Annotated in this window: 17 protein-coding genes and 1 other RNA gene; 2 read left to right on the plus strand and 16 right to left on the minus strand. The window is 75.0% G+C overall.

Annotated elements, in window-relative coordinates:
- Positions 1-24: 24 nt before the first annotated feature.
- Positions 25-2796, minus strand: coding sequence for an ATP-binding protein (locus tag BMY88_RS24610; RefSeq protein ID WP_091941777.1), 2772 nt, complete (start codon positions 2794-2796; stop codon positions 25-27).
- A gap of 118 nt (positions 2797-2914) precedes the next feature.
- On the opposite strand from BMY88_RS24610, the gene BMY88_RS07460 reads away from it, so the two are divergent.
- A complete protein-coding gene (locus BMY88_RS07460; protein WP_139220423.1) occupies positions 2915-3499 on the plus strand; it encodes a hypothetical protein in 585 nt (194 codons plus the stop codon).
- 98 nt (positions 3500-3597) lie between these two features.
- On the opposite strand, the gene ssrA is transcribed toward BMY88_RS07460, so the two are convergent.
- The 15 genes from ssrA to BMY88_RS07535 all read right to left on the minus strand — a co-directional run bounded on the left by ssrA (position 3598) and on the right by BMY88_RS07535 (position 17696).
- Positions 3598-3973: a transfer-messenger RNA gene (ssrA, locus tag BMY88_RS07465) on the minus strand.
- Between the two features lie 155 nt (positions 3974-4128).
- Positions 4129-5271, minus strand: a complete 1143-nt coding sequence (gene corA / locus BMY88_RS07470; RefSeq protein ID WP_091941781.1) for a magnesium/cobalt transporter CorA — start codon at positions 5269-5271, stop codon at positions 4129-4131.
- Between the two features lie 257 nt (positions 5272-5528).
- Positions 5529-7139: an SLC13 family permease gene (locus BMY88_RS07475; RefSeq protein WP_170861004.1), complete on the minus strand. Its 1611-nt coding sequence runs from the start codon at positions 7137-7139 to the stop codon at positions 5529-5531.
- Positions 7140-7197: 58 nt separating this feature from the next.
- Positions 7198-8094 carry an SCO6745 family protein gene (locus BMY88_RS07480; RefSeq protein WP_170861005.1) on the minus strand — a complete coding sequence of 299 codons (897 nt, stop codon included), beginning with the start codon at positions 8092-8094 and terminating at the stop codon, positions 7198-7200.
- A gap of 54 nt (positions 8095-8148) precedes the next feature.
- Positions 8149-8529, minus strand: coding sequence for a VOC family protein (locus tag BMY88_RS07485; RefSeq protein WP_091941783.1), 381 nt, complete (start codon positions 8527-8529; stop codon positions 8149-8151).
- Positions 8526-9419, minus strand: a complete 894-nt coding sequence (locus tag BMY88_RS07490; RefSeq protein ID WP_091941785.1) for an amidohydrolase family protein — start codon at positions 9417-9419, stop codon at positions 8526-8528. The genes BMY88_RS07485 and BMY88_RS07490 overlap by 4 nt, the downstream gene beginning before the upstream one ends.
- A complete protein-coding gene (locus tag BMY88_RS07495) occupies positions 9416-10339 on the minus strand; it encodes an NADP-dependent oxidoreductase (protein WP_091942341.1) in 924 nt (307 codons plus the stop codon). The genes BMY88_RS07490 and BMY88_RS07495 overlap by 4 nt, the downstream gene beginning before the upstream one ends.
- 122 nt (positions 10340-10461) lie before the next feature.
- Entirely contained in the window at positions 10462-10938 is a 477-nt protein-coding gene (gene smpB / locus BMY88_RS07500; protein ID WP_091941787.1) for an SsrA-binding protein SmpB, read from the minus strand.
- Between the two features lie 9 nt (positions 10939-10947).
- Complete coding sequence (locus BMY88_RS07505) at positions 10948-11937, minus strand: hypothetical protein (protein WP_091941789.1); 990 nt, start codon at positions 11935-11937, stop codon at positions 10948-10950.
- 32 nt (positions 11938-11969) lie between these two features.
- The gene (gene ftsX, locus BMY88_RS07510; RefSeq protein ID WP_091941791.1) at positions 11970-12863 is read right to left on the minus strand and encodes a permease-like cell division protein FtsX; all 894 of its coding nucleotides are present in this window, start codon (positions 12861-12863) and stop codon (positions 11970-11972) included.
- A 41-nt stretch (positions 12864-12904) separates the two neighbouring features.
- Positions 12905-13594 (minus strand): cell division ATP-binding protein FtsE, encoded by a 690-nt coding sequence (gene ftsE / locus BMY88_RS07515; RefSeq protein WP_091941793.1) that lies wholly within the window; start codon positions 13592-13594, stop codon positions 12905-12907.
- 175 nt (positions 13595-13769) lie between these two features.
- Positions 13770-14882 (minus strand): peptide chain release factor 2, encoded by a 1113-nt coding sequence (gene prfB / locus BMY88_RS07520; protein WP_091941795.1) that lies wholly within the window; start codon positions 14880-14882, stop codon positions 13770-13772.
- A 90-nt stretch (positions 14883-14972) separates the two neighbouring features.
- On the minus strand, positions 14973-16706 hold the full coding sequence (locus tag BMY88_RS07525; protein ID WP_244524521.1) for a putative bifunctional diguanylate cyclase/phosphodiesterase: 1734 nt from the start codon (positions 16704-16706) through the stop codon (positions 14973-14975).
- A gap of 73 nt (positions 16707-16779) precedes the next feature.
- Positions 16780-17136 carry a divalent-cation tolerance protein CutA gene (cutA, locus tag BMY88_RS07530; RefSeq protein WP_091941799.1) on the minus strand — a complete coding sequence of 119 codons (357 nt, stop codon included), beginning with the start codon at positions 17134-17136 and terminating at the stop codon, positions 16780-16782.
- A gap of 134 nt (positions 17137-17270) precedes the next feature.
- Positions 17271-17696 (minus strand): hypothetical protein, encoded by a 426-nt coding sequence (locus tag BMY88_RS07535; RefSeq protein ID WP_091941801.1) that lies wholly within the window; start codon positions 17694-17696, stop codon positions 17271-17273.
- Between the two features lie 83 nt (positions 17697-17779).
- Between BMY88_RS07535 and BMY88_RS07540 the strand changes: the two genes are divergently transcribed.
- Entirely contained in the window at positions 17780-19039 is a 1260-nt protein-coding gene (locus BMY88_RS07540; RefSeq protein ID WP_091941803.1) for a hypothetical protein, read from the plus strand.
- Positions 19040-19075 lie beyond the last annotated feature (36 nt).

Consider the following 19075-nt stretch of genomic DNA (forward strand, 5'->3'; position numbering starts at 1 on the left):
CGACCACCCGGTTGACGGCGCGGGCTACCGAGTCAGCGCCGCGACCCGTTCCCGGAGCCGCCCGCGGTCGGGGACGCCGAGCTTGGCCAGCAGGTTCGCCACGTGCGTCTCCACCGTGCGCGGGGACAGGTGCAGCCGCGCGGCGACCTGCGCGTTGGTCGCACCGGTGGAGACCAGCGCCAGGACGTCCATCTCCCGGCTGGTGACGCCGGCGGCGCGGAGGGCGCCCGGCACCGGGCTGTCCCCGCGCCCGCGGCGGGTGGGGGCCCCGGCGCGGGCGAGCAGGGCGCGGCACGTGCGGGCGGGCTGCTGATCCCCGGCGCGCTCGTGCTCCGCGAGGTCGGCGCGCAGCAGCGGCACCGGGTCTCCCCACCCGTCGGTGACCGCCGCGTCGAGCACCACGAGGTGGAGCAGCCGGTGCAGCCAGGACAGGCCGGCGAGGTCGGCGTCGCCCCGGGCGAGCAGGTCGGCGGCCTCCCCGGCCCGGCCCTGCCGGCCGGCGGCGATGGCGTCGGCGTAGTGCAGCGCCCCGCGGTTGGCCGGGCGCAGCGCCGCCGGCAGCCCGCGCAGGACCTCGCGCGCCGCCTCCCCCCGGTCGTCGACCGCCGTCCGCAGCAGCGCCCACAGGCCGAACTGGTGCAGCGGCGCGGCGGCCCGGTGCCCGACCACGACGGTCAGCCCGGCGTCGAGCGTCGCGTTCGCGGCGGCGAGGTCGTGCGCCAGCAGCGGCGGCAGGGCCCGGACGGCGGCCTCCAGCGGGCCCGCGTCCGGCCACGCCGCCGACCGCGGCAGCTGCGCCAGGGCGGCCTCCGTCCCGGCCGGGTCGCCGGCCGCGGCCCGGGCGAGCGCGACGCCGAACGCGCTCGCGGCGTGCACCTCCGGCAGGTTGAGACGTGCGGCGCGGGCGAGGAGGGCGCGGGCGCGCTCCTCCACCGCCCGGGGGCCCCGGGTCACCGCGACGGCGTCGAAGAGGATCACCTCGGCAGCGCCGGCCTGGCCGAGCAGCCCCGCGGCCAGCGCCAGCTCCCGCGCCCGGGGCAGGGCCTCGGAGGTCTCGTCCACCAGGAGCTCCGCCGTCCCCAGCCCGATCAGCCCCGTGACCTGCTGGGGCACCAGCCGGTGCTCGGCGGCGACCTGCACGGCCCGGGAGAAGGCGGCCCGCGCCTGCCCCGGGTCCGACAGCCGCGCCACCCGGCCGACGACGTCGAGTGCCTCGCAGAGCACCGCCGGGCCGCCGGAGCGCTCCGCGCGGGCCAGGGCGGTGGCGGCCAGCGCGCCGGCGCGGTCGACGTCGCCGGCACCGAAGGCGGCGTCGGCCACCAGCACCGCGGAGCGCGCGTCGTCCGGTCGCCCGGAGCGCTCGACGTACGCCTCGGCCTCCTGCCACCGGCGGGCGGTCACCGCGGCACGGGCCAGCTGCAGGCACAGCTCCGCGTGCAGGTCCCCGGCCGCGGAGGGCAGGGCGGCGACCCCGGCCTCCAGCGCCTCGCCGACGCGGCCGGCCGCCGTGAGCAGGGGCACCCGCTCGACCGCGACCGCCGCCGGGTCGGCGCCCACCCCGGTCGCCCGGTCGAGCAGTTGGCCCGCGTGCCGCAGCGCGCCCGTCGTCCGGTCGCGGCGGGCGAGCCGGAGGAAGAGCCCGGCGGCCCGCTCCCGCTCACCGCCCGCGGCGAGCAGGCCGGCGGCGCGGGCGGCGTCCTCCTCCCGGCCCCGGGCCAGCAGCGCCTCGCCCGCCCGCCGGGCCAGGGCTGCCCGCTCCGGGGGGACCAGGTCCGCCACCACCGCCTCGCGCAGCAGCGCGTGCCGCCAGCGCAGCCGCCCGGCGTCCTCGCGCAGCAGCGACGCCCCTACGGCGGCCCGGGCGGCGGCCAGCACCACGGCCTCCGGCTGCCCGACCGCGGCCGGCAGCACCGCCCAGTCCGGCTCGGTCCCCGCGACGGCGGCGACGCGCAGGCACTGCTGCGCGACCGGCTCCAGGAGGGCGAGCCGCCGGCGGGCCAGCGCGGCGACGGTCCGCGGCACCGGCGGCGGCGCCCCGGCGGCGGGGGGCGACCGCAGCACCTCGACCAGGAGTTCCTCGGCCAGCAGCGGCAGCCCGTCGGCCCGGGCGACCAGAGCCGCCAGCACGTCGTCGTCCAGGGGCTCGCGGGTCCGCGCGCGGACGAGCGTCGCGAGCTCGGCCGGGGCCAGGCGGGTCAGGGGCGTCGCCCGCACGCCCGGACCGGCCGCCAGGCGGTCCAGCGCGTCGGCGTTCGGCTCGTCGTCGCGGGCAGCCGCGGCCACGAGCACGCGCGAGTCGCCCAGCCGGCCGGCCAGGTAGCCGAGCAGCGCCAGCGTGTCCGCATCGGCCCAGTGCAGGTCGTCCAGCACCAGCAGGCACGGCCCGTCGACGAGGGCGCGCAGCAGGTGGACGACGGCCTCGCCCAGGACCAGCGCGGGGTCGACGCCGGGCTCCGGGGCCTCGCCTCCCCCCGTCGTCCACCCGGGCAGCAGCCGCCCCAGCGCGGCCCGGTACGGGGGGCGGACGGCGGCCCGATCGAGGTCCTCCGCGCCGCCGCGCAGCAGCGCCTCGGCCAGCGGCCGGTAGGCCCCTCCCGACTCCGCGGCGCGGCCCTCCAGGACGCGCATCCCGCGCTCCTGCGCCAGCCGGGCTACCTCGCCGAGCAGCCGGGACTTCCCCACCCCGGCCTCGCCGAGGAACAGCAGCAGCCCGCCGCTGCCCGCCACGGCCCGGGCAACCGTGGCGTGCACGACGGCCAGGGCCTCGGTCCGCCCGATCAGGGTCGTCGTCTGCACGCCGCCGTCCTACCGCCGCACCGGCGCCGTGTCACCGCCTGCCGGCCCGCCTCGCCGGCCGCGACCCTGTCCTGCCGTCGAGATGCAGGCCCTGGGCAGCGGCTTTACCCTCCGGCGAATGACCTCCACCCCCTTACCGGCCGGCGACGGAGTCGCCGGGCCCCGGCCGCTCGCCAGGCGGGCGACGCTCGTCGTGATCCTGGCGATGGGCCTGTCCCTGGCCCTCACCCCGCTCGCCCAGTCCGCCCGGGCCGACGCCGTCCCCGCTCCCGTCGCCGCGGCCGCCCCTGCGGCGGCAGCAGCCCCGGCCCCGGCGGCCGCTCCGGCCCCGGCGGCCGCCCCCGTCGCGCCGGAAGCGCTCGCCGCCACCGCCGTCCCGACGGCGCAGGCGCTCGTGCCCGTCGTCGGTCCGCTGCTGAACGGTCTGGCGCCGCTGATCCGCGCGCTGGCACCGCTGGTCAACCCGCTCGTGCTGAGCCTGGCGCCGTTGACGTACTACCTCGCGCCGTACCTGGCCCAGACCTTCGCCGCGCTCGCCCCGCTGGTCCGGGCGGCGGCCCCGCTGCTCGCCGTGCTCGCCCCGCTCGCCGCGGCGGGCTCGCCCCTGCTGCCGCCGCTGCTCGTCACGCTCTCGCCGCTGCTGCCGGCCCTGTTCGTCACGGCCCTGCCGGTCCTGATCGCGTCCTACTTCCTGTTCGCCTGATCGTCCCGTCCCAGGACGGCGAAGAGCCCCGGCACCAACGGTGCCGGGGCTCTTCCACAGGGGTGAGCCGGCGTGCCTCGGGCACGGCGGTTCTGTGGTGGTGGAGGTGGCGGGAATCGAACCCGCGTCCTACGACGCATCACCAGGGCTTCTCCGAGCGCAGTCTGCGTTGCCTCTGCTCGGCCCCGTCGATCATGCAGACGAGTCGACGTGACGGGCCCAGTCGCTGTTTGTTGTCCCACACGCACCCGCGACCGGTGCGTGCGGTGAGTCATCTAGCTGATGCCAGGATCCGGGCCGATGACGGACCCGGGCTGACAGACTCGCCTAGCTGCCGTCAGGCAGCGAGAGCGAAGTCGCGCTGATTGGAATCGGCGCTTGTGTGTTGTGCAACGCGTGGTTAACGAGCTCATCGTTGCCTTCCTCGGCTCGCTTCCCCTGGTCACCCGACCGCAGTCGAGACCATTCACCCCCTGTGTAGTTGTGCTCTCAGGGTAACGGCCGCGTCCAGCCGGGTGTTCCCTCGGGCTCCCCCCCACGGTGATCATCGGCAGGTGGCTGCCCGCCACGCCGGAGGGGGCAGCCAACCGCCGATGATCAACGGGGGAAGCGGTGGGCAGCCGGCCCCCTCAGATCCAGCCTCGCCGCGTGAAGATCGCGTACAGCGTGACGCTGACCCCCAGCATCAGCACCAGCGCGAACGGATACCCGAAGCTCCAGTGCAGCTCCGGGATGTCGTCGAAGTTCATCCCGTACACGGTGCCGACCAGCGTCGGGGCGAACAGGATGGCCGCCCACGCCGAGATCTTCTTGACCTCCTCGCCCTGGGCGATCGAGGCCTCGGTGAGCTCCCGGATCTCCTCGTTCTGCCGCTGGGCGACCAGGGTCGCGTTGACGGTGAGGATGTCGCGCAGCTGCAGCCGGAAGCCCTCCACCCGCTCGATCACCTGCGTCACGTGGTCGGCCACGTCCCGCAGGTAGCTGCGCAGCTCCTCGTCGACTCCGTACTTGTCGAACCCCGCGGTGATCGCGGCGAGGATGTCGGTCAGCGGGGCCGCGGCGCGCTGGAACTCCAGGACCTCCTGCGACAGCTCGTAGATGCGCCGGGAGACGCCGGGGTCGCCGCGGAAGACCTCGGTCTCGATCTCGTCGATGTCGTTGGCCAGGCCCGCGACGACCGGGGAGTACCCGTCGACGACGGCGTCCAGGATCGCGTACAGCACCGCCTCGGGCCCCTTGGCCAGCAGCGCCGGCTCGCTCTCCAGCCGCCGGCGCACCCGGGAGAGGTCGGGTGACTCGCTGTGCCGGACGGTGATCGCGAAGCCGCTGCCCAGGAACAGGTGCAGCTCGCCGAACTCCACCTCCTCGGCCGCGTCCAGGTAGCGGGCGGCCTTGAGGACGACGAACAGCGTGTCGCCGTAGCGCTCGAACTTGGGCCGCTGGTGGGCCTTGATGGCGTCCTCGACGGCGAGCTCGGGCAGGCCGTACTGCTCGGCGAGCTCCCCCAGCTCGGCGGCCTCGGGCCGGTAGAGGCCCAGCCACACCATCCGGTCGTCGTAGCCCTCGGTCAGCCACTCGTGGCTGTCGGCCGCGGTGTCCGGGGTCGCCACCCGCCGGCCGCTCGCGTAGACGGCGTTGTCCACCATCGGCGAGGGCCGGTCGCCGGCGAGCTGCTCGGGCTCGGCGGGGACGGCGGGGCGGCGCACTCCGTCCGGGCGGGGACGGCGCAGGGTGGTGAGGGCGGTGAGGGGCGCGAGACGGCGCTCGACCATGGCGGAACTCCCGGGACGCGGGGCTGGGGGACGCAGCAGCGGTCCTCCCGCGCGGCCGCGGGAAAGCGCGGCGTCAGCAGGCCGGGAGGACCTCGGGACTGGGACTCGGCGGCTCGCTGCGCATGCGTCCTCCTCCCGGGTCGGTGGCCGGCGTCGTGCGGGCCGTCGTCCATCGTGACACGCGACCCGCCCGCCGGGCCCGCTCCGGGACGGAGATCACCCGTCGTTCCCCCGGTGTTCCCCTGCCGGAGGGCCGGTCAGCGCAGCACGAGCGAGATCAGCCCCGGCAGCAGGATCACGATCAGCAGGGCGCCGAGCACGTCGAAGCTGATGCCCGACCGGATCATCTTGGTGATCGGCACGACGCCGGAGCCGTAGACGATCGCGTTCTGCGGCGTCGACACCGGCAGCATGAACCCGAACGAGGCGGCGAACGTCGCGGCGAGCGCCGGCACGAACGGGTCGATGCCGGCGGCCACCGCGACCGGGATGATGATCGGCACCACCACGGCCGCCGAGGCGGTGTTGCTCGTCGTCTCCGAGATGATGATCGCCAGGATCACGGCGAAGATCGTGATCGCGAACGTGCTGGTCAGGCCCAGCCAGTCGGCCGAGCTGGTGCCGATGGTCTCGGCCAGGCCGGTGTCGGCCAGCAGCGAGCCGAAGATGATGCCGGTGCCGAAGAGCAGGATCGTGCCCCAGTCGATCTTCGCGACGTCGGACCAGTTGAGCGTGAATTCCCGCGACCCCCAGTCCGTAGGGAGCAGGAACAGCAGCGAGGCGCCGAGGACGGCGACGACGCCCTCGTCGAGCCGGTCGCTGATGGTCGTGTAGATCTCGGACTCGGTGCCGGCGACCAGCGCGACGACGCCCGGGAAGATCCACAGCAGCACCGTGATGGTGAAGGCGATCACGGTGTTGCGCTCGGCCCGGGAGAACGGGCCGATCTGCGCGCGCTCGGCCTCGATGTACTCGGCGACGCCCTCGATCCGCCGGATCTCCGGCTTGTTGAGCAGCAGCAGCACGATCGTCAGCGCGACGAACATCAGCGCGCAGATCGGCAGCGCCATGAGCATCCACTCGAGGAAGCCGATCTTCTCCCCGGTCGCCTCCTCGATGAGCCCGCGCCCGATCAGGTTGGGGGGCGTGCCGACCGGCGTGATCAGACCGCCGACGCTCGCGCCGTAGGCGAGCATGAGCATCAGGGCGGTGCCGACCCGCAGCCGCAGCGGGTCGAAGTCGGGCTTCACCAGCTCCTTGTCCTGCAGGAGCTTGGCGATCACGGTGAGGATGCCGAGCGCGGTCGGCAGCAGCATCGCGACGGTGGCGGTGTTGGAGACGAACGCCGAGAGCAGGCAGGTGATCAGCCCGAACGCGATGACCACCCGGGCGGTCGAGGTGCCGACCCACCTCAGCGACAGGATGAACATCGCGAACCGGCGGGCGACGCCGTGCTTGAGCATGGCCGCGGCGAGGATGAACGCGCCGATGAAGGTGAACACCGTGGTCGAGCCGAACGGCGACAGGGCGTCGTCGGCCGGCACCACGCCGAGGACGACGATGGCCGCGACGCCGATCAGGCCGCCGATCGGGATCGGCACCGGCTCGGTGACCCACAGGACGATGACCCCGAGCAGCACGGCCCCCAGCAGTTGCTGGTCGTTCGGGATGTCCAGGGGCAGCAGGGCGAACACCACGCTGACGACCGGGGCGAGGAACAGGCCGACGGTGCGCCGGCCCTTCTCGAACCGCTCCTCGGCCGGGCTGAGCTGCTGCTCGCCGAGGCTGCGGTAGGTCGCGCTCCCCCGGAAGGCTGCGTCGACGTCGGTTCGCTGCACGCTGCCGGGCCTGTTCTCGGTCGCCGTCACGGTCCCCACCTCCGCGGCGAGTGTGACCCAGAACGCGCGGGTTCTCAGCTCGAGACGATCACCGGCGGGACGCGAAGACGCCGTCCGGATAGGCGCCCCCGCCGGCGAGGCGGGCCGACAGCGGCTTCCCCAGCTCGACGACCCGCGCCGTCCCCTCGGGGCCCAGGTGCGTCCACGGCTCCAGCGCCAGGACGACGGTCTCGGCCTCGAGCTCCGCCCGCAGCGCCAGCCCGGCGTCGGTGAGCTCGCCGTCGACGACCAGCCCGCGCTCGGCCAGGCGCTCCGCCCCGGCCGCCCACTCCTCGTCGGTCCAGCCGCGCAGCGCCTGCGCGAAGGCCGGGGTGAAGGCGCGACCGGTGGCCACGTGGCTCTGCAGCGCCTCCAGACCCGACAGCCCGTGCCGGACGAGGACGGCGACGTGCCCGTCCCCGCGGTGCTCGCGCAGCAGGGTGGCGCCGTGCCAGACCTGGAGCAGGGGCTCCTCGGGCCAGGGCTGGTCGGCGTGCCCGGCGTAGAGCGGGCGGCCCTCGGGTGTCAGCGCGCTGCACGCCTCGCGCAGCAGGCCGGCGAGCTCCTCGATCTCCGGGCCGGTCGCGGCCTCGCCGAGCAGCCGGGTGAGCGAGGCGCGGGCGGCGGCGAGCCGGGCGCCCACGACCTGCTCGGGGGCGGCCAGCGTCCAGGCGCGCGGGATGTGCCGGGCGACGATCGCCGGCGAGAAGTTGGAGAAGGTCGCCGTCACCACGCCGGGGCCGACGGCCCCCATCGGCGCCGACCGCGCCGCGAAGTAGCACATCCGGCCGGGTCGGATGCCGACCGCGGTGAGGTGCTCCTCCTGCTCCGGGGCGAAGTACAGGTGGTTGTGCAGCGGCTCGACGGCCCCGTGCGCCCGGTTGGCCAGCCTCGGGTCGACGGCGGGGACGGCGAGCTCGGGGGCGGGGCGATCAGCGGCGACCATGCGCGCGACCCTACTGACGGCGACACCGCGGAGCCCGTCGCGCGCGGCAGGCCCTCAGCCGAACGAGACGAACAGGCAGAACGGGTGGCCGGCGGGGTCGGCGTAGACCGCGACCGCCTCGTCCGCGTCGCTGTGCCCGCCCAGCCGCCGCGCGCCGATCGACTCCGCGTGCTCGCAGGCGGCGGTCAGGTCGTCGACCTCGAAGTCCAGGTGCAGCTGCATCTGCTGCGCCCCGGGCTCCTGCGGCCAGACCGGGGGCACGTGGTCGCGCTCGAGCTGGAAGGACAGCCCCGCGCTGCCCTCGGGCCGCAGCGTCGCCCACTCGTCGGTGTCGTCGCGGATCGGCCAGCCCAGCAGCCGCTGGCAGAAGCGGGCCAGGCCGCGCGGGTCGGGGGTGCCGAGCACGGCGGCGGTGAGGCGGACGGTCGGGGTCACGCCCCGATCGTGAACAAGCGGGCGCCGTTGTGCCACAGGACGGCGCGAAGCCACTCCTCCCCCAGGCCCAGCCGGTGCAGCGCCGCCAGCTGGTGGGAGTAGGGGTAGGGGATGGCCGGGAAGTCGCTGCCCAGCAGCACCTTGTCGCGCAGCGCCGCCAGCCGCGGCAGCTCGGCCGGGTCGAAGGGCATGAGCCGCTCGGTGAAGTCGGTGGCGAACATCGTGGTGTCCAGGTGCACCCGCTCGAAGCGCTCGGCCAGGTCGAGGAACTCCCGGTACTCGGGCATGCCGAGGTGGGCGATGACCAGCTGCAGCCGTGGGTGCCGGTCCAACAGCCCCGCCATCGGCTGCGGCCCGGTGTGCGCCCCGGCCAGCGGGCCCGAGCCGCAGTGGATGACCACCGGCGTCCCGGTCTCGGCCAGCCGGCCCCACACCGGCTCGAGCAGCGGGTCGCGCGGGTCGAACCCGCCGACCTGCACGTGCACCTTGAACACCTGCACGCCGCGGTCGAGCGCCTCGGCGACGTAGGCCGGCGCCTCCGGCTCGGGGAAGAAGGTGGCCGAGCGCAGCACCTGCGGGCGGGCGTCGGCGAACTCGGCCGACCAGTCGTTGAGCCAGGCCGCCATGCCCGGCTTGTGCGGGTAGGGCAGCGTGGAGAAGGCGCGGACGCCGAGCCGGTCCAGCACCGCGAGCCGCTCGTCCACCGACCCGGCGTAGGTGATCGGCCACGGCGCGCCGTAGTACGCCTCGGCCCGACCGAAGTAGGCCCAGACCTTGGCCTGCACGCGCTCGGGCAGGAAGTGCACGTGCACGTCGACCAGCCCGGGCAGCCCGAGCTCTCGCCAGTACCGCGGGACGTCGGCGTCGTCCGCCGGGGGCTGCACGGTCACCGCACCGTGACGACGACCTTGCCGCGCACGTGGCCCTCGGCGACGAGCCGCTGGGCCTCGGCGGCCTGGTCCAGACCGAACGCCTTCGCGATCGGCACCCGGAGCTGACCGTCGTCGACCAGGCGGCCCAGCTCCTCCAGGTCGTGCCGCTCGGGCCGGACGAACACGTACCGCCCACCCAGGTCGCGCACCCCGGGGTCGACGACGCTCGCCAGCCGCCCGCCCTCGCGGAGCTGGCGCGGGGCGTCGGCCAGCGCGTCGCCGCCGATGAGGTCCAGGACGGCGTCGACCGGTGCGGACAGCTGCCCGCTGATCGGGCCGGCCGAGTAGTCGAGGCACTCGGCCACGCCGGCCTCGCGGAGGAAGCCGTGGTTGCGCGGGCTCGCGGTGCCGATCACGTGCGCGCCCAGCGCGACGGCGATCTGGACGGCGCTGAAGCCGACCCCGCCCGCGGCGCGGTGCACCAGCACGCGGTCACCCTCGCCGACCTCGAGCGCCTCGGTGAGGGCCTGGTAGGCGGTCAGCCCCGCCAGCGGCAGCGCCCCGGCCTCGGCGAACGACAGCGACGCCGGCTTGTGCGCCAGGCAGCGCTGCGGCGCGGGCACGAACTCCGCGTAGGTGCCCCACTGGACGTCGTCGCGGCGGACGTAGCCGAACACCTCGTCGCCCGGCGCGAAGTCGACCACCGCGGGCCCGGCCGCCTCGACGACGCCGGCGACGTCCCAGCCCGGGATGATCGGGAAGCGGTGCGGGAAGAACGTCCGCAGCCCGCCGGCCCGGATGCCCATGTCGACCGGGTTGACGCCGGCGGCGTGCACCCGGACCAGCACGGTGTCCGGGCCCACCGGCGGATCGGGCAGGTCGTCGCGCAGCTGCAGGACGTCGAGGTCCCCGAACCGGTCGTACGCCACTCCACGCATGGTGATCACCGTAGGCGGGCCGGCTGCCACCGGCTCGGGAGGCCGTGGCCCGCCCGGCCGCCGCGGTGCGGTCGCCGGTGCCTCGTTGCGCCGCGGCACCGGCGACCACTACGCGGACGCGGTCAGCGGCGGCCCTTCACGTAGCGGCCGAACGCCTTCTGGATCTCCCGGCGGGAGTCCCGCTCCGCGAGGTCGTGGCGCTTGTCGTAGCTCTTCTTGCCCTTGGCGAGCGCGAGGGTGGCCTTGACCTTGCCGTCCTTGAAGTACAGGTCGAGCGGGACGAGCGTGAGCCCGCCCTCCTTGGTCTTGCCGATCAGCTTGTCGATCTCCGAGCGGTGCATGAGCACCTTGCGCTTGCGGCGCGGGGCGTGGTTGGTCCAGGTGCCCTGGGTGTACTCGGGGATGTGCACGTGCTGCAGCCAGATCTCGCCGTCGTCGATGCTGGCGAAGCCGTCGACGAGCGACGCCCGGCCGGCGCGCAGGCTCTTCACCTCGGTGCCGGTCAGCACCAGCCCGACCTCGAACGTGTCGAGGATCGAGTAGTCGTGCCGCGCCTTCTTGTTCTGGGCGATGTACTTCTGGCCCTTCTCCCGCGGCATCCCACCAGGTTACCGGCGCAGCTGGACGGCGGTGGGGGCCTGCACCGGGAGGAACGCCGCCTCGCGCACGCGGCGGGCGGTGCCGCTGCCCGTGCGGTAGCCGCCGCCCCCAGCGAGGACGACCTCCAGCCGGACGGCGTCCCCGGCGACCTGCACCGCCGCGAGGCGCCCGGCGGCCGGTCCCGCGGGGGCCACCACCCCGCCGCCCGCCCGGCCGGCGGTGGCCCGGGCGACCTCGTCGCGGCGGCCGGCGAGGGCGGCGTGGTCGACGTCCAGGCCGGTGCCGGGCAGGTGGGCCGCGGCGGAGTCCAGCGCGGCATCGGCGACGCCGAGCGCGAGCGCGGTCTGCAGGAGCAGCATCGGCGGGCCGCACCGCGCCAGGAAGCCGGCGAGGTCGTCGGAGAGCACCAGCCCGGCAGGGACGGCGACCCCGTCGAGCACCAGCCCGCCGGTGCCGGTGCCGTTGAGGCCGAGCAGCGCGTAGGGCGGCGTCGCCGTCACCCCGGCGTCGGTCCGGCGGAAGGCGACGACGACGCGGCCGCCGGCCACGGTGCGGGCGGGAGCCACGACGAGCGCGTCGTCGAACAGGTTCGAGGCCCAGCCGACGGTGCCGGTCAGCCGCCACCCGCCGCCCTCGGGCTCCGCCAGCAGCGGCAGCGGCGGACCACCGGCCAGGTCGGCGATCGCCGGCGCGAGGGCGGTGGCACCGGTCGTATCCCCGGCCCGGAGCGCGGCGACCGCTCCGGCCGCGCCCGGGGCCGGGCAGCAGCCGAGGTACTCGAGCACCATCCGCTGCGACCACAGCGCGAACCCGGCGGCCAGCGACCGGGCCGCCACCGCCCGGACCAGCGCCACCGCGTCGCCGAGCGGCTCGCCCGCCGGGCCCAGCAGCCCGGCGGCGCCGAGCTCGCGGAGCACGGGCCGCACGTCGGCCGCCCCGGTGTCCAGGTCCTCGGCGAGGTCCCGGACGAGGGCCAGGGGCGCCGCCGTCGTCGTCACGCCCTGGATCCTCCCGGCAGGGCGGGGCCCCGCTACAGGCGGACGTACAGGCGCAGCGTCACGTAGGCCGCGGTCGCGGCCAGGCCCACCCCGGCGGCCGCGATGATCGGGCTGATGAAGGCGATCTCCGCCCAGTCGACCGGCGGGATGATCCCGGCCTTGATGGGCCCGGCCAGCGCCTTGTCGACGAACAGCAGCTTGGTGAGCACGAGGCCACCGATGGCGAGCAGCGCACCGATCAGCCCGGCCAGCGCGGCCTCGAGGATGAACGGCAGCTGGGTGTACCAGCGGGAGGCGCCGACCAGCCGCATGATGTTGGTCTCGTTGCGCCGGTTGAACGCGGCCAGCTGGATCGTGTTGGAGATCAGCAGCAGGGCGGCCAGCGCCTGGACCACGGCGACGGCGATGGTCGCGTTCCGGGCGCCGTTGAGCAGGCTGAACAGCCGGTCGAGGAAGTCGCCCTCGTCGCGCACCTGGTCGACGCCGTCCACCCCGTCGGGGAACTCGGCGGCGATGACGTCGTAGCGCTCGGGGTTGACCAGCTCGACGCGGAAGCTCTCCGGCAGCGCGTCCGGCGGGGTGTTCTGCACGAGGTCGGGCTGCTGGCTGAACTGCTCCTGGAAGCGCTCGTACGCCTGCTCCTTGGACTCGTACAGGAAGGCCTTCACCTCGCCCTCGTCCTGCAACTGCACGAGCTGGCCCTCGACCGAGGCGCGCTGCTCCTCGGTCACGCCGTCGGCGAGGAAGATGGAGACCTGGACCTTGTCGTAGTAGATCTCCTTCATGTCGGAGATCATTCCGGCGATCAGCAGGCCGGTGCCCATGAGGCCGAGCGAGATGGCCGTGGTCAGGATCATCGCGACCGTCATGGTGACGTTGCGACGGAGCCCGGTGGCGACCTCGGAGAGCACGAAGTTGACGCGCATGGAATTCCTGTCGTGAGATCAGACGGCGGACGGCGGACGGCTCAGCGGCCGACCCCGTAGACACCGCGCGACTGGTCGCGGGTGATGACGCCTCCGTTGAGTTCGATCACGCGCCGGCGCATCGAGTCGACGATGTGGTAGTCGTGCGTCGCCATGATCACCGTGGTGCCGGTGCGGTTGATCCGCTCCAGCAGCAGCATGATCCCCTCGCTGGTCTCCGGGTCCAGGTTGCCGGTCGGCTCGTCGGCGAGGAGCACCAGGGGGCGGTTGACGAACGCGCGGGCGATCGCGACCCGCTGCTGCTCGCCACCGGAGAGCTCGCCGGGCAGCCGGCCGGCCTTGCCCTCGAGCCCGACCATCTCGAGCACCTCGGGGACCACGCGCTTGATCGTGCGCTGCGGCTTGTTGATCACCTCGAGCGCGAAGGCGACGTTCTGCTCCACGGTGCGGTTGCGCAGCAGGCGGAAGTCCTGGAAGACGCAGCCCATCGTGCGGCGCAGCTTCGGGACGGCCCACTTGCTCATCGTGTGGAGCGTCTTGCCGTTGACGACGACGGTGCCCGTGGTCGGGTCGTCCTCCTTGAGCAGCAGCCGCAGGAAGGTCGACTTGCCCGAGCCGGACGAACCGATGAGGAAGACGAACTCTCCCTTGTCGATCTCCGTGGACACGTCATCGAGGGCCGGCCGGGCGCTCGCCGGGTACAGCTTGGTGACGTGTTGCAATTCGATCACGAGGGGCCACGGTACCGGTCCGGACCCCGCGCACCGGCCGTTCGGGCGGCAACGCTCCGAGCGTTCTCGCGGACCGTGACGGGTGCGGCGAGGACTCCCAGGACGCCGGTCACGCACCGTCGCCGTCCTCGCGCCTTTGTGAGGCTCACGACACGGGGCATCGTGACCGGCTGCCCTACTGGGCGGCGACGGTCTCCTGCTGCTTGCGCCACCGGATGCCGGCGTCGATGAAGGTGTCGATGTCGCCGTCGAGCACGTTGCCGGGGTTGCCGCTCTCCACCTCGGTCCGGAGGTCCTTGACCATCTGGTACGGGTGCAGCACGTAGGAGCGCATCTGGTTGCCCCAGCTGCTCCCCTCCCCCTTGAGCGCGTCCATCTCCGCCCGCTGCTCCTGCTGGCGGACGACGAGCAGCCGGGCCTGGAGCACCCGCAGCGCGGCGGCGCGGTTCTGGATCTGGGACTTCTCGTTCTGGCAGGACACCACGATGCCGGTCGGGATGTGCGTCATCCGGACGGCGGAGTCGGTGGTGTTGACGCTCTGCCCGCCCGGCCCGGAGGAGCGGAAGACGTCGACCCGGATCTCGTTCTCGGGGATGTCGACGTGGTCGGTCTGCTCGACGACGGGCAGCACCTCGACCCCCGCGAAGGAGGTCTGCCGGCGGCCCTGGTTGTCGAACGGCGAGATGCGCACCAGGCGGTGGGTGCCCTGCTCGACCGACAGGGTGCCGTAGGCGTAGGGGTGCTTGACGGCGAAGGTGGCCGACTTGATGCCGGCCTCCTCCGCGTAGGAGACGTCGTAGACCTCGGTCGGGTACTTGTGCCGCTCGGCCCAGCGCAGGTACATCCGCATCAGCATCTCGGCGAAGTCGGCCGCGTCCACGCCACCGGCCTCCGAGCGGATGGTCACCAGTGCCTCGCGGGCGTCGTACTCCCCCGACAGCAGCGTGCGGACCTCGAGCTCCGCGATCGCCGTCCGGATGCTGACCAGCTCGCGCTCGGTCTCGGCGATGGTGCCCTCGTCGCCCTCCTCCGCGGCCATCTCGCGCATGAGGCCGACGTCGTCGAGCCGGCCGCGCAGCTCCTCGACCCGGCGCAGGTCGCCCTGGAGGTAGGACAGCTTCGAGGTGAGCGCCTGGGCGGCCTCGACGTCGTTCCACAGGTCCGGAGCGGCCGCCTGCTGCTCGAGCTCGGCGATCTCGCGCCGCAGCTTGTCGACGTCGAGCACGGCCTCGATCGACTTCAGGGTCGTGTCGAGCTCGTCCAGGACGACGGAGAAGTCAGCAGCCACGTCTGTCGAGGGTAGTGCGCGCCCGCCAGTCGGCACCGGTCGTGCCGCAGCGACGGCCGGACGCCCCGGCTCGGCCGCCGGGACCGGTGGTCAGGCGCCGACGCCGGCAGCGACGGCGGATCGGTGCTCGGGCCGGGCCGCCATCCACGCGAACAGCTCGTCGGCGGGCATCGGGCGGGCGAGGTGGTAGCCCTGCGCGAAGGTGCAGCCGAGCTCGACGGCGAGGTCGAACTGCTCGGCCGTCTCCACGCCCTCGGCCAGCGTGCGCATGCCGCAGGCGGCGCCCATCGCGACGACGGCGGCGATGGCGGCGGCGGACCGGCGGCGGCGCCCCGGCGCGAAGCCGACCAGCCCCCGGTCGATCTTGATGATGCCCGCGGGCATGGAGACGATCTGGCTGAGCGAGGAGAACCCGCTGCCGAAGTCGTCGAGGGAGACCTCCACCCCGGCGCGGCGCAGTTCCCGGAACTGGGCCGCGGCCGCCTCGGAGTCCTCGGCGACGGCGGTCTCGGTCAGCTCGATCACCAGCTGCGAGGGCGGCAGCCCCGCGTCGGCCAGCGCGCCGAGGACGTCGGTGACCAGCGTTCCGGTGGCGAAGTGGCCGGCGTGCACGTTGACGCCGGTGACCAGCGACAGGCCGCGCCGCTGCCATTCGACGGTCTGCTCGGCGGCGGCGCGCAGCACCCAGCGCGTCAGCGGCAGCATCAGGTCGTGCTGCTCGGCGGTGGGGAGGAACTCCCCCGGCCCGAGCAGCCCGCGGGTCGGGTGCTGCCAGCGCACGAGCGTCTCGACGCCGGTGCACGCCCGGGTGGGCACGTACATGATCGGCTGGTAGTGCAGCACGAGCTGCCCCGCGGGGATGGCCTCGCGCAGTTCCGCGGCCAGGCCGGCGCGCTGGGCGGCGGCGGCGAGCAGGTCGGGGGTGAAGCGGCGGAGGCGGTCGTGGCCGCCGGTCTTGGCGGCGTGCAGGGCGAGGCCGGCGTCGCGGACGAGGTCCGCCGACCCGGCACCCGTGGCGCCGCCGGTGGTGACGAGGCCGATGCACGCGCTCAGCCGCACGGTCCGCCCGCACGGGGTGAACGGCCGGGCGAGCTCCGTCCGGCAGCGCTCCGCGAGCGCCTCGAGGCCGTCGGCGCCGGTGTCCGGGCAGAGCAGGACGAACTCGTCGCCGCCGAGCCGCGCGACGCTGTCGCCTCCCCGGGCCAGCGCGCGCAGGCGCCCGGCGACCTCCCGCAGCAGGGCGTCGCCGGCCTCTTGGCCGAGGGTGTCGTTGACCTCGGCGAAGCCGTCGAGGTCCAGCACGAGCAGCGAGACCGGCCCGCGGTTCGTCCGGCGCAGCTCGCCGTCCAGCAGGTCGTGCAGGTAGGCGCGGTTCGGCAGCTCGGTCAGCCGGTCGTGGCGGGACAGCCAGTCGGTCTCGCGGCTGGCCTGCACCTCGGCGGTGACGTCGACGTGGGTGACGATGATCCGGTCGGCGACGTCGAGCCGGGTCGCCGTCAGCCGGTACCAGCGGCAGCAGCCGGGCGAGGAGATCGTGTAGTCGTAGCGGACCTCGTCGAGGTCGCCGCGGAGGAGGGCGTCGAGGCGGTCGGCGAAGGCGAGGGCCTCCGGCGTCCGGGCCAGCCGGCGCGTCAGCCCCACGTAGTCGGTGGTCCGGTGGACCTCGGCCAGCCGGTCGTCGGCCAGCGCCGCCACCTTGGCGTGCCAGCCGCCGTTGGCGTGCCGGATCCGGCCGTCGGTGCCGAGCAGGAGGGCCGGCGAGGAGAGCGCGTCGAGGACGGCGGAGACCGCCGCGTCCTGCGGGGCGCTGTCGGACTCCGGCACGTGCACCTCCCTGGCCGCCGGGGCCTCTGGTCGGCCCGGTCCTCCCCCTTTTCGGCACAGGTTCGTCCGACCTTCAGCCCGTCCCACCCGGAGGAGTGGCCTCCGTCTCATACCGGATCCACGCCAGGTACCCCGGATGCCCGCCGCGCAGCGGCAGCGCGATCACGCACGGGACGTCGTAGGGGTGCACCGCGGTGACGTGCTCGACGATCGCCGGCACCAGCGCCCGGCGGGTGTGCAGCCCGACGCGAGCCTCCGGTTCGTCGTGCACCTCGCCGTCCCAGCGGTAGATCGAGCGGACGGCGGGCAGCAGGTGCCCGCAGGCCGCCACCCGCTGCTCCACCAGGTCACGGGTGAGGCCGGCGAGCCACTCCGGATCAGGGGCGGTGACCACCACCTCGCAGCACTCCTCGTCCACGTGTTCCTCCATGGCGTCATCGTGGCGGGCCGGGGACGCGGCACTGCAGACCGCGCTGCGCGGCATCGTCCAGGCCGAGGTGACGCGCGGGGGCTGACTCGCGCCCCGGCCGCCGGGAGCGGGCGACCGGCCGGACGGCCACACGGTCAGCCGAGCCGCTCGGCCATCCAGGCGGGGATCGCGGACGGCGGCCGGGGGAAGCGGCGGAGCTCCTCCGCGATCGCCTCCCGGGGCAGCGGCTCCCCACCCGGCTCGTGCGTGCGGTTGAACCGCGGCTCGAGCTGCCCGCTGGCCCGGTCCAGCACCACGTCGAGCTCCAGCCAGGTGCCGAGCTGCGGGTTCCACAGCAGCTGCTTGAGCTCCTCGACACCGTCGCGGGCCGCCCCCGGCACCGGCACGTTGACGGCGTTGCCGGCAGCGGTCTCGGCGTGGAAGCCGTCGCGGCGCACCGCGCCGACGGCGGTGGCGCGGTAGCGGATCCGGGCGGTCCCCGGAGGCGCCGCGGCGACCAGGGCGGCACCGATGTCGCGCAGCACGTCGCCGGGGTCGCGGCCGCTGCTCCCGCCCGTCACCTCGCCAGCCTCCCGCGGGGGCCGCCGGCACCACTACCCTCCGGCACCGTCCGCCGCCCGGGACCCGCGCCGAGGAGCCCACGATGACCGCTCCGATCCCGCCCGTCGCCGCGCGCATGGCCGGCCGCGCCTCCTTCGTGCCCGCGGACCGCCAGGACGCCCGGCGTGGCGCCCCGGCCGTCGACCTGACCGGGTACGCGGCGTCCCGGGGGCTGCAGTACCTGGGCAGCCAGAACCCCAGCGGCTACTTCGCCGCGCTGCCGCTGGAGCCGGAGCTGCAGTTCAACGTCGTCCGCGGCGACGTCGGCGATCGCGACGTCTGCCTGTGGCACTGGCGCTACGCCTGGCCGCTGGACTCCGACGACGAGCCGGCCGGCGACCACACCTTCTGGTTCGTGACGGTGGCCCCGCCGATGCGCCGGCTGTGGAGCGCGCCGCGCCGGTTCCTCTCCTCGACCGAGGCCGACCACCTGTTCATCGGGGTGCCGTGCACGGGCGCGGCCGCGCTGGTGCCCGAGGCCGCGCTCCTCCCCCGGTTCCGGATCACCAACCGTTCGCCCGGCCTCTGGCCGTCGTCCGCGGAGATCCCGCTGGCCCCCGTCGGGCTGCCGGGGCTGACGCTGATCGCCGAGTCGGAGCTGCCCGAGGGCCTGGTCGAGCGGCTGGTCGCCGGGCCGATGGCCGCCGTCCTGCGGGCCGGCGCGGACCTGCCCTTCTTCGAGCTGGGGTACCGCTTCGGCACGGTGCGGCTGGTCCGCAACAGCTACCTCGGCGACGCGACGGAGCTGGACCGGCTGCTGCACGCGACCCGGGACGCCGCCGACGCGCTGGCCGCCGCGTGCCGGCCCCTGCACCGCCCGCAGGCGTTCGGCGAGCCGCTGCCGGCGCCGCCGCCCGCCGGCCCCGGGTCGCCGCGGATCCCGCCTGCGCTGCTCGCGGCGGTACAGGCGGAGGCCGCCGGCCGCGGGCTGGCGGCGGAGGACCCGCGCGCCTACGCCGCGGCGTTCCCGACCAATCCGGTGCCGGGCACGGCGTGGGCCGTGCTGCGCGGCGCCCTGCCGGGCCTCCCGCCGACGGCGCGGCTGGCGCTGCACACCGAGGCGCGGGTCGTCGAGCGCAACAGCGGGCGGACGGCGCTGCTGCTGCCCGCGGGGAATGCCGCACCGACGCCGCGGGGCGGGATCCCGGTCGACTCGCCGTCGGATCCGATGCGCTACGCCGTGCGGGACGGCGTGTTCGCCGTGTGGATCCTGCGCTGGCGGCCGCTGGACCTCGGGGACGTGCCCACCCTGCTGTGGCGCGGCGGCGCCCTGGCCCGCGAGGTCGGCGCGCTGCGCTCCTGACGGCCCCTCCGTCCCGACCGCTGTGGGACCCTCGGG

It is taken from the genome of Trujillonella endophytica (assembly GCF_900110555.1).
GTDB classification, from domain to species: Bacteria; Actinomycetota; Actinomycetes; order Mycobacteriales; family Geodermatophilaceae; genus Trujillonella; species Trujillonella endophytica.

Bases quoted from the DNA above. Each gene is read 5' to 3' on its own strand.
- corA (WP_091941781.1), bottom strand. From the start codon at position 5,271: ATGGTCGAGCGCCGTCTCGCGCCCCTCACCGCCCTCACCACCCTGCGC.
- cutA (WP_091941799.1), bottom strand. From the start codon at position 17,136: ATGGAGGAACACGTGGACGAGGAGTGCTGCGAGGTGGTGGTCACCGCC.
- ftsX (WP_091941791.1), bottom strand. From the start codon at position 12,863: ATGCGCGTCAACTTCGTGCTCTCCGAGGTCGCCACCGGGCTCCGTCGC.
- smpB (WP_091941787.1), bottom strand. From the start codon at position 10,938: ATGCCGCGGGAGAAGGGCCAGAAGTACATCGCCCAGAACAAGAAGGCG.
- BMY88_RS07540 (WP_091941803.1), top strand. From the start codon at position 17,780: ATGACCGCTCCGATCCCGCCCGTCGCCGCGCGCATGGCCGGCCGCGCC.
- BMY88_RS07495 (WP_091942341.1), bottom strand. From the start codon at position 10,339: ATGCGTGGAGTGGCGTACGACCGGTTCGGGGACCTCGACGTCCTGCAG.
- BMY88_RS07480 (WP_170861005.1), bottom strand. From the start codon at position 8,094: ATGGTCGCCGCTGATCGCCCCGCCCCCGAGCTCGCCGTCCCCGCCGTC.
- BMY88_RS07460 (WP_139220423.1), top strand. From the start codon at position 2,915: ATGACCTCCACCCCCTTACCGGCCGGCGACGGAGTCGCCGGGCCCCGG.